The 16867-nt window shown below is 48.8% G+C and carries 15 protein-coding genes and 1 other annotated feature; of the genes, 5 read left to right on the top strand and 10 right to left on the bottom strand.

Annotation, left to right across the window (positions count from 1 at the left end):
• Positions 1 to 479 precede the first annotated feature (479 nt).
• The 4 genes from ABRS97_RS20540 to ABRS97_RS20525 are packed head-to-tail and all read left to right on the top strand — an operon-like array spanning position 480 to position 4522.
• Positions 480 to 2042 carry a spore germination protein gene (locus ABRS97_RS20540; RefSeq protein ID WP_367817066.1) on the top strand — a complete coding sequence of 521 codons (1563 nt, stop codon included), beginning with the start codon at positions 480 to 482 and terminating at the stop codon, positions 2040 to 2042.
• Between the two features lie 4 nt (positions 2043 to 2046).
• On the top strand, positions 2047 to 3156 hold the full coding sequence (locus ABRS97_RS20535) for a GerAB/ArcD/ProY family transporter (protein WP_367817064.1): 1110 nt from the start codon (positions 2047 to 2049) through the stop codon (positions 3154 to 3156).
• On the top strand, positions 3146 to 4333 hold the full coding sequence (locus ABRS97_RS20530; protein ID WP_367817062.1) for a Ger(x)C family spore germination protein: 1188 nt from the start codon (positions 3146 to 3148) through the stop codon (positions 4331 to 4333). The genes ABRS97_RS20535 and ABRS97_RS20530 overlap by 11 nt, the downstream gene beginning before the upstream one ends.
• A 6-nt stretch (positions 4334 to 4339) precedes the next feature.
• A complete protein-coding gene (locus tag ABRS97_RS20525) occupies positions 4340 to 4522 on the top strand; it encodes a hypothetical protein (RefSeq protein WP_367817060.1) in 183 nt (60 codons plus the stop codon).
• 31 nt (positions 4523 to 4553) lie between these two features.
• On the opposite strand, the gene ABRS97_RS20520 is transcribed toward ABRS97_RS20525, so the two are convergent.
• The 4 genes from ABRS97_RS20520 to ABRS97_RS20505 form a co-directional block, all read right to left on the bottom strand.
• Positions 4554 to 7112, bottom strand: a complete 2559-nt coding sequence (locus ABRS97_RS20520; protein WP_367817059.1) for a DNA internalization-related competence protein ComEC/Rec2 — start codon at positions 7110 to 7112, stop codon at positions 4554 to 4556.
• Between the two features lie 141 nt (positions 7113 to 7253).
• Positions 7254 to 7766 (bottom strand): deoxycytidylate deaminase, encoded by a 513-nt coding sequence (locus ABRS97_RS20515; protein ID WP_367817057.1) that lies wholly within the window; start codon positions 7764 to 7766, stop codon positions 7254 to 7256.
• A gap of 20 nt (positions 7767 to 7786) precedes the next feature.
• Positions 7787 to 9079 carry a homocysteine synthase gene (locus tag ABRS97_RS20510; RefSeq protein ID WP_367817056.1) on the bottom strand — a complete coding sequence of 431 codons (1293 nt, stop codon included), beginning with the start codon at positions 9077 to 9079 and terminating at the stop codon, positions 7787 to 7789.
• Between the two features lie 118 nt (positions 9080 to 9197).
• Positions 9198 to 9785 carry a ComEA family DNA-binding protein gene (locus tag ABRS97_RS20505; protein WP_367817054.1) on the bottom strand — a complete coding sequence of 196 codons (588 nt, stop codon included), beginning with the start codon at positions 9783 to 9785 and terminating at the stop codon, positions 9198 to 9200.
• Positions 9786 to 9944: 159 nt separating this feature from the next.
• On the opposite strand from ABRS97_RS20505, the gene comER reads away from it, so the two are divergent.
• Positions 9945 to 10784: a late competence protein ComER gene (comER, locus tag ABRS97_RS20500; protein WP_367817053.1), complete on the top strand. Its 840-nt coding sequence runs from the start codon at positions 9945 to 9947 to the stop codon at positions 10782 to 10784.
• Between the two features lie 13 nt (positions 10785 to 10797).
• Here comER and leuS read toward each other — a convergent pair whose 3' ends face one another.
• From leuS to ABRS97_RS20470, 6 genes are all read right to left on the bottom strand, one after another.
• Positions 10798 to 13257 (bottom strand): leucine--tRNA ligase, encoded by a 2460-nt coding sequence (gene leuS, locus ABRS97_RS20495; protein ID WP_367817052.1) that lies wholly within the window; start codon positions 13255 to 13257, stop codon positions 10798 to 10800.
• A gap of 84 nt (positions 13258 to 13341) precedes the next feature.
• Positions 13342 to 13583 (bottom strand) — a binding site (T-box leader).
• 54 nt (positions 13584 to 13637) lie between these two features.
• Positions 13638 to 14417 carry a class I SAM-dependent DNA methyltransferase gene (locus ABRS97_RS20490; protein ID WP_367817050.1) on the bottom strand — a complete coding sequence of 260 codons (780 nt, stop codon included), beginning with the start codon at positions 14415 to 14417 and terminating at the stop codon, positions 13638 to 13640.
• A gap of 1 nt (position 14418) precedes the next feature.
• Positions 14419 to 15312 carry a CvfB family protein gene (locus ABRS97_RS20485; protein WP_367817049.1) on the bottom strand — a complete coding sequence of 298 codons (894 nt, stop codon included), beginning with the start codon at positions 15310 to 15312 and terminating at the stop codon, positions 14419 to 14421.
• A complete protein-coding gene (rsfS, locus tag ABRS97_RS20480) occupies positions 15309 to 15656 on the bottom strand; it encodes a ribosome silencing factor (protein ID WP_367817047.1) in 348 nt (115 codons plus the stop codon). Before rsfS ends, ABRS97_RS20485 begins: the two co-directional genes overlap by 4 nt.
• Positions 15657 to 15720: 64 nt before the next feature.
• The gene (gene yqeK, locus ABRS97_RS20475) at positions 15721 to 16287 is read right to left on the bottom strand and encodes a bis(5'-nucleosyl)-tetraphosphatase (symmetrical) YqeK (RefSeq protein WP_367817045.1); all 567 of its coding nucleotides are present in this window, start codon (positions 16285 to 16287) and stop codon (positions 15721 to 15723) included.
• Positions 16277 to 16864 carry a nicotinate-nucleotide adenylyltransferase gene (locus ABRS97_RS20470; protein WP_367817043.1) on the bottom strand — a complete coding sequence of 196 codons (588 nt, stop codon included), beginning with the start codon at positions 16862 to 16864 and terminating at the stop codon, positions 16277 to 16279. The genes yqeK and ABRS97_RS20470 overlap by 11 nt, the downstream gene beginning before the upstream one ends.
• Positions 16865 to 16867 lie beyond the last annotated feature (3 nt).

Below are 16867 nucleotides of genomic sequence, written 5' to 3'. Positions count from 1 at the left end.
CAACAACAAAAATTACCAACTGTCCATATATACGATTCCTGCAATATGAATGAGTCCATAACTAATACGTTCATTCGGACTTTACGTTGCGCTAGTATGTAAATTAGACGCAGAGTGACGCTTTTGGTTTACTGACTGTGCGACAAAACCATACAGCCCCTTTCTGGGCAGCAGTCAAACAACTCTTCAATATATGCTTTATTCTAAGCCATTTGAGCAAAAGACATAGTACTATGTTTAGGTAGTACCCACAAGAGCAGTCTCTCATCTATTAAGTTTTCGGCAGACGCTGTCCCTTAAGCATATACAAAACAGCGGCCGGTTTGCTTTTCTCTTCTTCTAGTCCTATCGTGAATCGCACCTCATTCTAATTCACGCATATCATCTCTTTCGCATGACAATTGTCATATCCGTTTAATTCCAATTGAAGAAGAGAATATTGATAAGAGGCATTGTCGAAAGTGAGGAAAACCTACACCATGTTTAAACAATTATTCGGCAGAAAGTCGTTGGCACGAAGAACTGTGGCATCGGCGCAAGCCCCTTCATCCACTGCCAATCAGAATCAAATCTTACATCTGCAACTGAATGAAAACCTGAATACAATTAAAGTTCTTTTGCATACGCCCAGCGATTTGATGATTAGACAATTCGCCATCGGGGAAGCCAACTACCCATGCGCACTTGTAAGTATAGATGGGCTTGTAGATACGGCACTTATTAATGAGCAGTTGCTTAAACCCATGCTCCAATCTTTTCATTATCCGGTCAATTCTCCAGCAGACCTGCTCGTCACGTTGGAACAGCATGTGCTTACGACATATAAACTGGAGCATGCACAACTATTGGATGAGGCTCTGCATGCCATTTTATCTGGGGACACCCTGCTTATGGTGGATGGGAGCGCGCAAGCGTTAGTCGTCAGCAGCAACGGCTGGAGCTCGCGATCCATTGAGGAACCGCAAACCGAATCCATCATACGCGGGCCAAGGGTGGGATTTACCGAGGATCTGCGCACCAATACAGCGATGCTGAGGAAAAGAATGAAAGAGCCGAACCTTGTCTTCGATTCATACAAACTCGGAAAACGGAGCAAAAGCGAAGTCATCGTTGCTTATATCGCCGGCATTGTACATCCCGACCTTGTCAGCGAAGTTACCACGCGAATCCAATCTGTCGATATTGACGACATTGAAGGCTCCGGGTTTTTGGAACAGTGGATTTCGGACAGTTTCTTGAGTCCTTTTCCGCTTATTTTAAATACGGAACGTCCTGATAAGGTATCCGGCGCACTTCTCCAAGGGCGCATAGCTGTTTTAGTCGACGGAGATCCCTTTGCGCTAATACTGCCAATTACTTTCTCTTCCAGTCTGCAGTCGCCTGAAGATTACAATCAGCATTGGATGGTCTCCACACTCACACGGATTCTGCGCTTAATCGCTGCGTTCGTTGCAACCTTTTTGCCTGCACTTTATATTGCCTTGCTGGAATTCCATCATGGGATGATCCCTTCCAAGCTTGCATTTTCCATTGCCGGAGCGCGGGAAGGGGTCCCGTTCCCGGCTGTTATTGAAGCTTTCGCCATGGAATTTACGCTTGAATTATTACGGGAAGCCGGGCTTCGCTTACCTAAACCGATAGGCCAAACCATCGGAATCGTAGGCGGCTTGGTTATTGGCGAAGCTGCAGTCGCGGCCGGGATCGTCAGTCCAGTCATGGTCATCGTGGTCGCTGTTACAGCGATATCTTCCTTTGCCCTGCCTTCCTATTCGTTTGCCATTACCCTGCGCATGCTCCGGTTCGGCATTATGATTGCCGCGGCCTTCTTCGGCCTGTACGGGATCATTTTGGCCTATATTATGATTAACATTCATCTTGTTAACCTGATGAGCTTCGGCATACCCTATTCAACGCCGTTCGCGCCTCTCTTTTTTGGAGATTGGAAAGATTTGGTATTGCGTTCCCCGATCATGTTTATGAAAAACCGACCTAAGTTGATGCAAACCCAAGATCCAGACAGACTAAAAAAAGGAAACCGGTGAAACCATGAAGTATTTTGAATACGGGGATGGCAAAATAAGTTCCCTAGATATGGCAATTACGATTTCGTCCATGATTTTAGGTGTTGGCGTGTTAGTTTTACCTCGCGATTTAGCCAAGTCGACGCTATCCTCAGACGGGTGGATTTCCTTGACAGCTGCTGGCCTTCTTGCAATCGCCATTGCATGGCTATTAGCCAAAATTTCACATCACTTTAGCCGTCAAGGCTTTTTTAATTATGTAGCAAATGCCGTTACTAAGCCTGTTGCTTATGTCATTACGGCAGGGCTTGCTCTCTATTTTTTTTCATTTTGCGGTTACGAAATTGGATCCATCGCGAATATCTCCAAGCAGTACTTATTTGAACGGACGCCGGTTGAAGCGATCTCTCTGACGTTTTTAATGGTCATCGTATACGCAGTATCAGGCAGACGTGTCGGGCTGATCCGCCTCAATACTTTATTTTTACCTTTTATTCTCGTCATCACGATCATCGTACTTGTTTTTAGTTTAGGGATATTGGACCACGAGAATTTGAAGCCGATGTTCATAACCGATTGGAAAAAGCTGAGCCTTAGCATCAAAGACGGCACCTTTTCCTTCCTCGGCTTCGAAGTGATTCTCTTCTATATCACACTCATGAAAAAGCCCAAGGACGCTCCCAAAGCAGTTGCGATTGGCGTAGCGATTCCACTCCTGCTTTACATAGCTATCTATTTGGTTTGCATCGGGGTTTTCTCGCAATTTGCCTTGCAAGAAATAACGTACCCTGCAGTTGAATTAGCGAAAGAAATGCAAATACCCGGGGAATTCTTCGAACGCTTTGAGTCGATATTTTTTACAATCTGGGTCATGGCCGTGTTTACGACAACCTGCATGGCCTTAGATTGCACGATCTATGCTCTTAGATCGATGTTCCCAAAGATTAGCCATATGACATCGATGATGATCCTGAGTCCCATTATTTACATCATATGCATGATGCCACGTAACACATCAGACTTCTCTACATTTAGCAGCGTGATCAGCTATACAGGCTTAGTCGTCGCCATTGTCATTCCCGTACTTGTTCATATCATCGCCAAGCTTCGCGGGGTAAAAAGCGATGCTTCTTAAACGTATCGCCTTCCTATTATTCCTTGGCGGCATGGGAGCTCTCCTGACAAGCTGCTGGGACCGGGTGGAAATCGATCAGCGCGGCTTTGTGGTAGGCGTTGCGATTGATCAAGCCGAACCCAATGATAAGAACCATAAATATACAGGCACCTATCAAATCGTAATTCCTGGAGGAATTAAGCAAAGTAACCGCGGTGCAAGCGGCGGCTCCTCTGGAAAGGCCTACTTCAACATTACGACTACTGAAAATTCAATGCCGGCCCTTTCTGCCAAAATGTCATCAAAAACGAGCCGTTCCCCTTATTTTGAGCATTTAAAAATGATCGTCATCTCGCAAGAGCTTGCCAAAAAAAATTCAAATTTTGCCGATTTATTAGATTATTTTTTGAGAAACAACGAAATGCGCAGAGGGGTGCAAGTGTTAATATCGGGCGAAAAAGCATCCAAAATTTTCGAGATCAAGAGCAATAATGAATCCATGCCGATCGATTATTTGAGTTCAATCGCAAAAAATAATAGAAGAACAAATTTCATGCTGCCGCAAACGCGTATCGGAGATGTGCATGAAAAGCTCGTCCAGAACCAAAGCTTTGCGATTCAAACGGTAAATATAGAGAAAGGCGATGATGGTGTTTCTCTGGCAGGGAGCGCTATATTCGCAGGCAATTCAAAGAAGTTCGTCGGGTTGTTGAACGGAAAGGAGACGGAAGGGTTGAATTTTATGACCAATCAGATAAATGGCGGCATTATTGAAGCCAAGATTGACGATTCCGTTGTAGTCTTTCTAATCGAACGCTCAAAGCGCTCCATTTCCTTAGCTTCCCAAGACCCCGGTCACTTCAAATTTCTCATCCGAATAGATGCCCAAGGCACCCTTGACAAATCGGTTGCAGGTGAAGATCCGTCCGAAGCTAAAACCATCCAGAGTTTGGAAGCCAGCATTAAACAGGTGATTGAGGGCAACGCCCTCCTGGCCGTGCAAAAGCTTCAACAAACGTACAAAAAAGATGCTATAGGGCTAGGCGCTTTTTTGTATCAAAATCATTATAAAATATGGAAATCAGTAGAGAAGAATTGGGAAAATGGACTCAACCTGTTTACACAAGCTGAGATTAACGTTCAAGCCAAAGTGACGATCCATCGAATTGGCAACATCAAAGAAATAGTGAAGGAGTAACTAACGATGTGGAATACTTTCATTGGGATGCTGCCCTCTACGCTAGTAATCATTTGCACGATCCTTGCATTTCTGATTCCATTCAGCGTGTATTGGATCAATACACAACTACACATTCATGGCGACCCGCCATGGAAGGTGAAGAACCAGGAAGATGAAAAACAAGATCCGCAACAGAATGATCCTTAACAGAGCGTTTCACAGCGGATCTTCCAAAGGACTACAACCTTGTGTTAAACGAAATGACCCCTTCATCAATTTGCAGTTGGATTTCGCCCATCTCGTCCGTCCGAAATACGCTCGCACCGCTTTGCTTCAAGCGCTGGACGACATCCGCAGACGGGTGGCCGTATACATTATTCACCCCAACGGAAATGACCGCAAGAGAAGGCTTCCAAAAGTCGAGCCACGCCTGCGTTGTCGACGTTTTGCTGCCATGATGAGCCACTTTTAACACGTCGATCTTGCCGGAACTCAGCTGCGATTCTCCCCCCTCATTCCAATCGGCAGATGCGCCGCCTTGCTGGAAATTGCGCAATAAAAGCTCTTCCGTCTTTTTTTCCATATCGCCCGTAAATAGCCACCGCGTTCCTTGCATTTCCAGTAAACATACAACGGACTGATCATTCTGTTCTTGAACAACAGCTACCTGATTCTTCATGTCAAGCGAAGGGTATAACACTTGCAACCTTGTCTCGGGATCAATGTCGATCCATCTGTGCGGCTTAGCTGTCAGCAGTGGAACCTGTCTCGCCAAAGCTGTTGCGAAAAGCTTTTCAATGCCGGCATTCGGCTTGTACGTTCCATTAAAAAGAAATTGTTTGACCGGAATTTGCTCGATCACCGCCTGCAAGCCTCCACTGTGGTCCGCATCTTCATGCGTCAAAACAAGGAGATCCAACGCGTGAACCCCGCGTTTTTTGAGCAGTGGCACGACCAACTTCCGACCAACCTCATAGGGATCTTTGCGCGCTTTCCATGAGTCCCCCGGTTTCTGAAAAGAAAGCGTCCCTCCTCCATCAATGAGGATTTGTTTGCCATACGGCGTGCGAATCAGAATACTGTCGCCTTGCCCCACATCAATAAATTGGACGAGCCCCGCACGGTCGAATCGGTTTGGCGAATAGCCATGCCACAGTAAAAGAGCGAAACTTGCGGCGCTGCCGATCAGACACACCTGCAGGCATCTCATTTGCAGCTGGGATGAAGCCGCTATCACAATCGGATTATCCTTTCTTTGACCTTGAAGGATTTCATGGAGAACGAGATACATGAGTACCAACAGCATGTAAAACGCAATTATCCATCCCAAACTTGGGGATGGCCACACCAGTTTGAACATCCGCAGCGTTTGCAGCTTATCGATAATCCAAAATACAGCTTCATTCAGCCAGGATAAAAGCCACCCTACTCCCTTACCGGCCGGCAGATACAGAAGTCCTGCCACTAAAGCAAGAAGCCCCGCCGGGAACACAATCATGCTGATTACCGGAACTAGTGCCGCATTAGCAAGCCACGACAATAGAGAGAATTGGTTAAAATAATAAATGGATACGGGGAAAGAAATGCATTGGGAAACTAGCGTAATAGAAACCGTATTGCGTATGACTTGCGAGGATATTCGCCGCTCCAGCAACTCATTGACCCGCTGAACGCCGATGATGAGTCCTAGGGTGACCAGAAAAGAAAGCTGAAAGCTGACATCCCACACGTAGTACGGATCCCAGAGCAGCATAAGCCAAGCGACAAGCGCCAGAATATGAAGAATATCCTTCATTAGCCCCTTTCTGGCTGCATATAGGGCGACAATCGCCATAAGACCAGCACGGACAATGGATGGCGAAGCCCCCGTCACGAGTATGTAGAAAGGCAGCAGCAGCATAGCGATGAGAAGGTAAGTTTCTTTGGCCAGCTTAAATCGCCGCATCACCCAGATGCAAACACCAAGAAAGACGGCAACATTGAGACCCGAGATTGCTAGTATATGAGTCAAGCCCAGCTCCGAAAATTGCTGGAAGCGTTCGGGGTCCAGATCGTCTTGCATGCCGATCAGCATGCTTTTCATGAACCCCGCTTGCGATGCGGGGAAAATCTGGTCCATGCGCCTGCTGAGAGCGTCGCGAAGCGCGTCGTTCCAGCGCAGCAGCTGAACGACGCTTACGCGCGCAGCCGCAGGCTCGACCTGCGCCTGATCCACCCCTTTGGCTGTCAGCAGCCAATGGGTGTGGTGAAGGCGCAAATATCGGCGGTAATCGAAACCGCCGAAGTTGCGGGCTGGGGACGGGCTCCGCAGCGTCCCGTGCAGCGTCAGGGCGTCGCCCCGGCGCCAGCCCGCCGCCTGCGCCTGCTGCTTCTGCTCCAGCAGGCGCAGCGAAACCTGAACGCTTTCCCCGCCTAGCGGGAAAGCGTCGGACGCCCGGAAGCGGATGGACTCCGCTTCCACAGCGAAGCTGGCCCTGTCGCCGTCGACGGAGACAGGGCCGGCAATGCGCCCGAGCAGCGTCACCTCGCTGCCGTCAAGCTGCACTTGCTGCTGCGCAAGCGGCAGCAGCGCGGACACATTCCGCTGGTCGGACCAGTGGTAGTAGCCATAGGCTACACCGACCAGCAGCAAAGCCCCCGCCTGCACCCTGCCAGGCAGGCGGAAAGCAAACATCGCGATGAGCGCGCCAAGCATAAGCGCGCTCACCGTCAAGGATAACCAAGGCAGCTCGATGTAAAGCGCGAGCACATAGCCAGTTATCCACAGACAACACCCTAGAACAACAGGTCGTTTCATTCGAATCTTGAACCTCCTCCTATGAAAACTGTTCATTTCTCTCTTGCAGACCAAGCAGACACAACAAAAAACCTCCTCCCAGGCGACGTAAAACGCCGTCTGTAGAAGAGGTTCTTCCTCATGCTTTTATGCTTTTTACGATTAATTGATCACTTCCGTCAGGGTACCCTGCGGCGGCTCATAAGCCTCCATTTTGCGAAAAGAAATGCCCCTCGCCAGCATGAGACTGCTTACTTTCTCATGATCCTTCGGATATCCGCGATGGAACACAATTTCTGACACACCGCTGTTGGCAAGCATGTTCGCGCAAGTCCAGCAGGGTTGATCCGTCACATATACGGTTGACCCTTCACGGTCTTCACGATCTGTAAATAGCAAAAGATTTTGCTCAGCGTGAATCGTGCGTATGCAGCGTTGTTTACGCAAAACTTCCTCTTTATCCTCGACGACCTTCAGTTCAATCTCTTCAACGAGCATGCAGCCCGCCTCACTGCAATCAGGCACGCCCATCGGAGCCCCGTTGTAGGCCGTTCCGAGCAGCTTTTTACCTTGCACCAGCACGGTTCCCACATGTCTGCGGCTGCACCGAGACCGAGTCGAGGCCATATAAGCGATATCCATGAAATAGGTGTCCCAGTCCTTGCGGTTACTCATAGCTTCTCTTCGTATCTCCTTTATTTCTGACTCGCTTGAATCGCTTGTTCCAAATCATAAATAATATCGTCAATGCCTTCTGTACCGATCGAAAGACGAATCATTCCCGGTGAAACGCCGGCTGAAACCTGCTCTTCTTCACCTAACTGCTGATGCGTTGTGCTGGCCGGATGAATGATCAGCGACTTGGAGTCGCCCACATTGGCCAAATGGGAAAATAAACGAACGGCATCAATGACTTTGCGTCCTGCTTCAAGCCCGCCCTTAATGCCGAATGTAAGAATAGCTCCTTGACCTCTCGGCAAATATTTTTGTGCGAGCTGGTATGACGGGTGACTCGCTAGTCCTGGATAGTTGACCCATTCCACCGCTTCGTTTTTTTCCAGAAACTCAGCTACTTTCAGCGCATTCGAGCTGTGTCGTTCCATGCGAAGATGCAGCGTTTCCAGCCCTTGCAGCAGCATGAAAGAGTTAAATGGCGAGATCGCCGCTCCCATATCCCGCAATAGCTGCACTCTGGCTTTGATAATATAAGCAATAGGTCCTACTGCCGTCGTATAAACGACGCCATGATAGCTTGGATCCGGTTCAGTCAGGCCCGGGAACTTCCCGCTGGCTTGCCAATCGAATTTCCCGCCATCGACGATGACGCCGCCAATTGAAGTTCCGTGTCCGCCAATAAACTTCGTTGCGGAATGTACAACGATATCAGCGCCATGCTCAATAGGGCGAAGCAGATAAGGGCTTGGGAATGTATTGTCTACAATGAGCGGTATTCCGTGTTCGTGGGCAATGGCCGCTACTGCTTCGATATCTAGGATGTCGCCCTTCGGATTGCCGATCGTTTCCGCATAAAGCGCTTTCGTGCGTTCTGTGATCGCAGCCCTGAAATTTTCGGGATTGCTTGGATCGACAAAGGCAACATGAATGCCCAGCTTCGGAAGTGTTGTAGAAAATAAATTATAGGTGCCGCCGTATAAGCTCGCAGCAGATACAATTTCATCGCCGGCTCCGGCAATGTTAAGAATTGAATACGTAATAGCCGCTTGACCGGAAGCTGTCGCAAGTGCAGCTGGCGCGCCTTCAAGCGCAGCAACGCGCTTTTCAAAAACATCTGTCGTCGGATTCATCAAACGCGTATAAATATTGCCGAATTCTTTCAGGGCAAACAAATTTGCGGCATGCTCGGTGTCACGGAAACCATAGGACGTTGTTTGATACAAAGGAACGGCTCTCGATAGTGTGGTTGGATCGATTTCCTGACCTGCGTGTACGGCAAGTGTTTCGATGGACAATTTACGGTCTGTAGACATCTGTATTCATTCCTCCCAAGAGTTTTGCATACGAAAACTTCGTTCGTTGGCATTTGTTCAATGCTTATATGTAAGATTTCCCTATTATTCTCTCACAATTTCTAGCAAAATAAAAGATTCACTGCGGTTGAGCAATATAAACAAGAGGCTTCAGCTTCTCCAGCATTTTTTCACCGATTCCTTTCACTTCTGCCAGTTGTTCGATTCGCTCAAATCGCCCTTTTTGACTTCGAAAATCAATAATGGCCTTTGCTTTGCTTGCCCCGATGCCAGGCAGCCTGTCAAGCTGCTCCAAAGTGGCTGTGTTCAGATTCAATCGCTTGTCCGAAGGGCTTTCAAAGTTAGAGGAGCTGATCTTGGATTCTGATTCCGTACTTAGTGGGGTTTCTATTGCAGAATTCTTTATTGGCATGTCTGTAGAGGTTGGTGTTGCTGTTGCCTTTACTGTCGGAGATACGGTCTCCGTGTTATGAGCGGCTCCTTTCTTCGTAAGATCAAGCTCGTATTCCGGCTCTTTTTTCGAGGATACATGATTTTTCTCTGCCGATTGCGCGATAAGCTTCTGCATTTGTTCATTCACAGGCAGGAAATCATTCGAATTCCTTGAACGCCCTCCAAATGCAAACTGCCAAATCACATATCCGAATAAACCTACGGTAAGGGCCGAAAGTACGATGAAGCTTCTTCGTTTACCAAAAAAATCCACAAATTCTCTCCTTTCATGACATGATTGCTTGCATACTTGCATATAGATGAAAAAACATCTGAATGGAATTCAAAGCATGGACCCAGTTCTTACCAACTGTATGAGGGACAACAAGGATACCAGCCAGGGTGACTGAACTTTTTCGGGAGGGATTACTTGATGAAAGCAGGATTCATCGGTACTGGGAGTATGGGAAGTATACTGATTGAGGCGTTCATTCATTCCGGCGCTTGTAATCCGGAGCAAATCATTGCGGGTAATCGTACGATTAGTAAAGTCGAGCATCTGGCGCAGACCTATCCGGGACTTCAGGTTGCCCGATCTAATAGAGAAGTCGTTGCTCAAAGCGATCTTGTTTTCCTATGTGTAAAGCCTTCCGAGTTCAAGAAAGTTATTGATGAAATCAAAGAGGACGTGCTTCCTTCTCATATGATTGTTTCGATTACAAGCCCTGTACTCCTCAAACACTTGGAAGGTCATCTGCCAGCGAAAATCAGCAAGATCATACCCAGTATTACAAACTATGTGCTCAGCGGCGCTACACTCTGCATTCATGGCAACCGTATGCAACCGGAGGACAAGGAATGGTTAGAAAATCTGTTCACTCATATTTCTACGCCTATTCGGGTCTCCGAAAATTACACGCGCATTTCTTCTGATTTATCTAGCTGCGGACCCGCTTTCCTTGCTTACTTCATTCAATCATTTATTGATGCCGCGGTAGAGGAAACAGGCATTTCCAAAGAAGAAGCCACGCTTCTCGCCAGCGAAATGACGCTCGGCACCGGGAAACTGCTCACAACCGGAGGATTCAATCCCGTCTCGTTGCAAAAACGCGTATCTGTCCCAGGCGGTATTACTGCTGAAGGGTTGCGTATTATGGAAAATGAAATGACGGGGCTATTCCAAAACATCATCCGCGCCACACATACCAAATACAAAGAAGACCTTGAGAAGGCTGAGCTGCTTCTTGCTATCAAACAGCAGCCTTCCCAATAGCTTTCTTTTGTAATTAGCCTACTACGATATTAACCAGTTTGCCTTTAACGACAATCAATTTGCGAACGGCCTTTCCGGCGGTCGCTTCTTTGACTTTATCCAGACCAAGCGCCAATTGTTCCATCGCCGCTTCATCTGTATCTTTGGAGATGAGAACGCGATCTACGATCTTGCCATTCACCTGAACGACAATCTCAATCTCGTTATCCACGGTCCAAGCCTCCTCATAAGTTGGCCACGGCACGTAAGTAATGGATTCCGTTCCCCCAAGCTTCTCCCACAGCTCTTCGGCAAGATGCGGTGCAAGCGGAGATAGCATTTGCGCGAAATTTTTCATCGCTTCCAGCGGCAAACGCTCTGTTTTGTAAGCTTCATTGACGAAAATCATCAATTGACTAATAGCTGTATTAAACCGTAGAGCGTCGAGATCCTCGGTTATTTTTTTGATTGAACGATGCCATGTACGTTTAAAAGCATCGCTGCCCAACGTTTCATCGGCGCTGATTTTGGCGTGAAGCTGACCGTTATCATCAACGAAAAGTCTCCAAATCCGGCTCAAATAACGGTAAATTCCGTCTACTCCGGTTGTATTCCAAGGCTTAGTCGCTTCGAGCGGACCCATGAACATTTCGTACACACGCAATGTATCGGCACCTTGCTCACTTACGATATCATCGGGATTGACGACGTTACCGCGGGATTTACTCATTTTCTCCATGTTCTCGCCAAGAATCATACCTTGATTCACAAGTTTGTGAAACGGTTCTTTCGTATGAACGACACCAAGATCGTACAGTACTTTATGCCAGAAACGGGCATATAAAAGGTGAAGCACAGCGTGTTCCGCCCCGCCGATATACAGATCTACCGGAAGCCATTGCTGTTGCAGATCATGCGAGCAAAGCTCTTTATCATTGCGAGGATCGATGAAACGCAGATAGTACCAGCAGCTGCCCGCCCATTGCGGCATCGTATTCGTCTCGCGGCGAGCTTTCATACCCGTCTCGGGATCAATCGTATTTACCCACTCGGACACGTTTGCGAGCGGTGATTCTCCTGTGCCTGACGGTTTGATTTCGTCGACTTGAGGCAGCAGCAAAGGCAATTGATCTTCAGGTACCGGCTTCATGGTGCCATCTTCCAAGTGAAGAATCGGGATCGGTTCACCCCAGTATCTTTGACGGCTGAACAGCCAATCTCTGAGACGGTACGTGACCTTTCCGCGGCCCTTGCCGTTTTGCTCCAGCCACTCGATCATGCGGCTAATGCCCTGTTCGTTGTTCAAGCCATTAATCAATTCAGAGTTAACATGCGCGCCGTCGCCCGCATAAGCCTCTTTTTCGACATTGCCGCCCTGTACGACTTCAATAATCGGCAAATCGAACTGCTTCGCAAATTCCCAGTCACGCTGGTCATGGCCCGGAACAGCCATGATAGCTCCTGTACCGTAACCGCCAAGGACGTAATCAGCGATCCAGATTGGCACTTTCGCGCCATTGACCGGGTTGATTGCGTAAGCGCCCGTGAAGACGCCGGTTTTGTCTTTGGCCAAATCAGTTCGCTCTAAGTCACTCTTGCGAGCCGCTTTCTCCTGGTATTCCTTAATTGCCGCTTGTTGTGCGTCCGTTGTAATAACCGCTACGAGTTCGTGCTCAGGAGCCAGAACGCAGTACGTCGCTCCGAATAATGTATCCGGCCGTGTTGTAAACACAGTCAGATTCTTCTCGGAATGGCCGTCAATGGCGAATTGGACTTCTGCGCCGGTTGATTTACCGATCCAGTTGCGCTGCATATCCTTGATGCTTTCCGACCAATCAAGCTCCTCAAGGTCTTCCAGAAGACGCTCCGCATACTCGGTAATTTTCAGAATCCATTGGCGCATCGGCTTGCGGATAACCGGATGGCTGCCGCGTTCGCTCAGACCGTCAATGACTTCCTCATTCGCCAGCACCGTTCCCAGCGCGGGACACCAGTTCACAGGCACTTCATCGACATACGCGAGGCCTTTTTTATACAGCTGAATGAAAATCCATTGTGTCCATTTGTAATACTCTGGATCCGTCGTGCTGATTTCACGGTCCCAATCATAAGAGAAACCGAGCGACTTAATTTGACGGCGGAACGTGTCGATATTTTTGTTCGTGAAATCGCGCGGATCGTTCCCTGTGTCAAGCGCGTACTGCTCAGCCGGCAAGCCAAAGGCGTCCCACCCCATAGGGTGAAGCACGTTATAGCCTCTCATCCGTTTGAACCTTGAAACGATATCTGTTGCCGTATAGCCTTCCGGATGCCCTACATGCAAACCTGCTCCGGACGGGTAAGGGAACATATCGAGCGCATAAAATTTAGGCTTATCCGAATTTTCCAATACTTTAAATGTTTTCTTAGCATCCCAATACGCTTGCCATTTTGGCTCAATCGCTTGCGGGTTATAGCCAAGCTGCTCTCTTGATTCTTTAACTTCCTGTGACATGTGTAAAATCCTCCCTGAGGTAAGACAACTCCCTACCTGATCTCATGAAATCTGCAAAAAAACCCCTCATCCCTAGCGGATATCGCTAGGGACGAGAGGTTAACATTCTCGTGGTACCACCCTAGTTAACACACGGCATTCTTCGCCTGTGTTCACTCTGCCCCTTAACGCGGGTGAAACGATCCGGCTAGCACCGCTCCATACAGCGGCGTTTCACCTTCTGGCTCGGAGGCGAGTTCGCGTGGCAAGATTCACCGGCTCACACCAAAGGCCCGGCTCTCTGAAAAATGCTGCACACAGCTACTAATCCTCTTCAAAGCTTTATTAACATCCAATTAGCTATGATTATATGTAAAATAATGCCGTACTGTCAAGCCGCCTTAACCATGAAAGTCACACGATTTCCTCGCTGCGAAGAAAGCGCGTTCCGTCTTTGCCGTCGGCGACTCCCAGGTAAAGTCCGATAGCATGTAAACTTCCGTAAACCCAACCTCGATCAGCTTCTGTTCCAACCATCCTAGAGGATAAGCACGCTGCACATGTATTTCGTCAATTCTCCTGAATGTCTCCGAGCCTTCTCTCTCCTGAACGAAGATCGTTAAATTGTGTTCAATTTGTACGCGGTTCTCGTCCAGCTCACTCGTCCAGATGTACGAAACGTCATCCTCGTCCAAAAAGAATGGCTGAGACTCCGCATAGGAGAATAACTGCTCCGGAGTGTGGACGTCAAACAAAAACAAGCCTCCCGGCTTCAATCCGTCAAACGTGCACGTAAACATTTGAACGATATCGTCCTCTTCCAGCAAATAATTCACACAGTCGCAGAACGAGAGCGCTGCATCCACCTGTTCGTCGAGGTCCCACTCGCGCAAATCCTGCTGTATCCAGCGCAGCGCCCCGTTTTTCAGGATGCTGCCATGCTGCTCTGCTTTTTGCTCCGCAACGGCAAGCATGTCCTCCGACAAATCGATGCCCGTTACCCGATATCCTTCAAGCGCAAGCGGAATAGCCAGCGTTCCGGTTCCGCAGCCTAAATCGGCTATGGTCTTAGGCTCAATGCCATATCGTTTAAAGCTGTCCCTGGCAAAGCGCAGCCACTCGCCATAAGGCATGCTTTCCATCAAGCGATCGTATGTGTAGGCAAATCTCTCGTAGCTCATCCTAGCCCTGTGTCTCCTCTTGTTTCAAATAGGTCCAGTTCTCCTCTTGATAAACGAGGCCTTCTTTCATAAGCTTGCCTAGGGCTCGTTTGAAGGCGGATTTGCTCATGCCGAAACGGTCTTTAATCATGTCCGCGGTTGTCTGATCCGAAAAAGGCATCGCGCCGTTAGGGCGTTCACGGAGGACGCTCAGAATGCGCTCAGCATCCTCATCGCGGCCTTTTTCCTTGGGAAGCCTCATGGACAGATTGACGCGTCCGTCTTCCTCGCGGACAAAAGACACCCGCACTTGCACGAATTCGCCTACACGCAGCAATCGTGTCCGTTCCGGAGCAGCAATCAGCCCGATGACCCCATATCCGAGAACACCGGCATCGCAAATAACAAAGGTGCCTATTTGCAGTGGGCGATACACACGGGCGCTTACCCATTGATTGCTCCAGGAGGATGGGGCTCTAACGCACAGCGGAGCCAAGTCTTCCTCCAGCGCCAGCTTCGCGATCAAGCGTCCTTGTCGATCATGCGCCATCGTAGCAAACACTTTATCCCCGACTTGAGGACGCAGCGTTTCCAATTCTGGTACATGCCGATAAGGAAGCAGTAAGTGGCGGCCTAATCCCATTTCAAGAAAGTATCCAAACCGAGGGTGAATGTCCACAACTTCAAGCAAGCCAACCTCGCCAAGTATCAAATGAGGACGTTTCATCGTCGCCATCATGCGATCTTGCGTATCGTGGAACATAAACACTTCCACTTGGTCCCCTGGCTTAATCTTTCCGACGATTTCAGCATATGGAATCAGGACATCCTCATGACCATCGGTCAAGAAATAACCGTTAGGCGGGACTTCTCTCGCCACTTCAAGAGAGACGAGCGTTCCCGCTTCCATCCTCATACGCGTTCCACAACTTTGGCATCCGACCAAAGCCTCTCGATATTGTAATATTCGCGATCATCACGGTGGAATACATGAAGAACTACATCCCCCAGATCCAGCAGCACCCATCTTGCGGTATCAACGCCTTCATAGCCTCTGATCCGCACGCCGTACTCCTGCGCTTTTTTTCTGGCTTCGGTGGCAATAGCTTGCACCTGTGTCTCTGAATTACCGTGACAAATAACGAAATAATCGGCCACTAACGAAATGCCCTGCAAGTTTAGCGCCACCACGTTCATCGCTTTTTTGTCTTCTGCCGCTTCCACCACGAAAGCCATAATTGCTTCTGGGGTCATGCTCATTCCATCATCCTCCTAGTAGTTAGGAACCTTTGAGCCCAGCTCAAAGTCTCTTATTTTCGTGCTATTACGCTTGCACTTGTTCAAGCAAATCATTTCTTGTCAAAATCGTCAGCGGATAAATCCGTTTCCCTTTGGAGACTAAAAAGCTGATCGTAGCGTCGAAGCCGGCAATAAGCGCCTTCTCAAGACTATGTTCAGCGATTTCACGAATATTATGCACACCTGGGAAATCACGGCCAGGCTCCATGTAGTCTGCCAAGCAAACAACTTTGTCCAGCAAGGTCATGCGCTCGCGGCCAGACGTGTGATAGCGGATTGCATCTAGTATTTCCTCATCGTTAATCCCGAATTGTGTTTGGGCTATAAAAGCTCCGGCATGCGAATGCCAAAGTTCTTTGTCATACATGAGCAGGTCCTGCGGAAGATCGTTCTCGCGAATAATTTTCGCCTGTTCCTGCACGGGCCAATATTTGCAATAGTCGTGGAGAATCGCGGCCAAATCCGCTTTCACCGGATCAGCTCCGAAACGCTCCGCCAGGATAACGGAGGTTTCCATCACGCCAAGCGTATGCAGCCAGCGCTTCTCGGGCATCTGTTCCTTGACGGCAGCCATTAGTTGTTCACGCTTCATACAAGCGGTTCACCTCCATGTAGTCGTGCACAGCTTCTGTTACAAGATAGCGTACCGAACCGCCTCGCAGTCTTTCCTCCCGAATAGCTGTTGAGGAAATTTCGACGAGAGGCATGGGTACAATCGTAACCGCTGATCGGATATGCGGCGGTATTTTATCCAAATCAAGTTCATAGCCCGGCCGGGCTAAACCGACAAACCTAATTTGCCGCACAATGTCGTCGATTCGGTGCCACTTCGGCAAATACAAGACCATATCTGCGCCGATAATGTAGACGAAATCCGTATCCGGGTACTGTAAACGAAGCAGTTCTACGGTTTCGATACTGTAGGATACGCCGCCTTTGCTGATTTCGATATCAATCCCCCGAAAAAAAGGATTCCCCTCCGCTGCCAGGCATACCATCTCCCAGCGCTGCCGGGTTGTCGCTTTAGGCGGGTTCGGCTTGTGCGGCGGTACCCCCGCCGGCATCAGCCACACTTCGTCCAGTCCTACCTCCACCCGCGCCCGCTCCGCTGCGATCAAATGACCGGTATGGATCGGGTCGAAGGTGCCTCCCATGATTCCGACCAGCATGCT

This window comes from Paenibacillus tabacirhizosphaerae, assembly GCF_040812395.1.
GTDB lineage: Bacteria > Bacillota > Bacilli > Paenibacillales > NBRC-103111 > Paenibacillus_E.
The sequence above is the reverse complement of the archived record's forward strand: the minus strand, read 5'-3'. Positions and strand labels throughout refer to the sequence as shown.

Bases quoted from the DNA above. Each gene is read 5' to 3' on its own strand.
- ABRS97_RS20535 (WP_367817064.1), top strand. From the start codon at position 2,047: ATGAAGTATTTTGAATACGGGGATGGCAAAATAAGTTCCCTAGATATG.
- rsfS (WP_367817047.1), bottom strand. From the start codon at position 15,656: ATGAGCATGACCCCAGAAGCAATTATGGCTTTCGTGGTGGAAGCGGCA.
- ABRS97_RS20520 (WP_367817059.1), bottom strand. From the start codon at position 7,112: ATGAAACGACCTGTTGTTCTAGGGTGTTGTCTGTGGATAACTGGCTAT.
- ABRS97_RS20525 (WP_367817060.1), top strand. From the start codon at position 4,340: ATGTGGAATACTTTCATTGGGATGCTGCCCTCTACGCTAGTAATCATT.
- leuS (WP_367817052.1), bottom strand. From the start codon at position 13,257: ATGTCACAGGAAGTTAAAGAATCAAGAGAGCAGCTTGGCTATAACCCG.
- ABRS97_RS20530 (WP_367817062.1), top strand. From the start codon at position 3,146: ATGCTTCTTAAACGTATCGCCTTCCTATTATTCCTTGGCGGCATGGGA.
- ABRS97_RS20490 (WP_367817050.1), bottom strand. From the start codon at position 14,417: ATGAGCTACGAGAGATTTGCCTACACATACGATCGCTTGATGGAAAGC.
- ABRS97_RS20510 (WP_367817056.1), bottom strand. From the start codon at position 9,079: ATGTCTACAGACCGTAAATTGTCCATCGAAACACTTGCCGTACACGCA.
- yqeK (WP_367817045.1), bottom strand. From the start codon at position 16,287: ATGAAGCGTGAACAACTAATGGCTGCCGTCAAGGAACAGATGCCCGAG.
- ABRS97_RS20540 (WP_367817066.1), top strand. From the start codon at position 480: ATGTTTAAACAATTATTCGGCAGAAAGTCGTTGGCACGAAGAACTGTG.
- comER (WP_367817053.1), top strand. From the start codon at position 9,945: ATGAAAGCAGGATTCATCGGTACTGGGAGTATGGGAAGTATACTGATT.
- ABRS97_RS20515 (WP_367817057.1), bottom strand. From the start codon at position 7,766: ATGAGTAACCGCAAGGACTGGGACACCTATTTCATGGATATCGCTTAT.
- ABRS97_RS20485 (WP_367817049.1), bottom strand. From the start codon at position 15,312: ATGAGGATGGAAGCGGGAACGCTCGTCTCTCTTGAAGTGGCGAGAGAA.
- ABRS97_RS20470 (WP_367817043.1), bottom strand. From the start codon at position 16,864: ATGCTGGTCGGAATCATGGGAGGCACCTTCGACCCGATCCATACCGGT.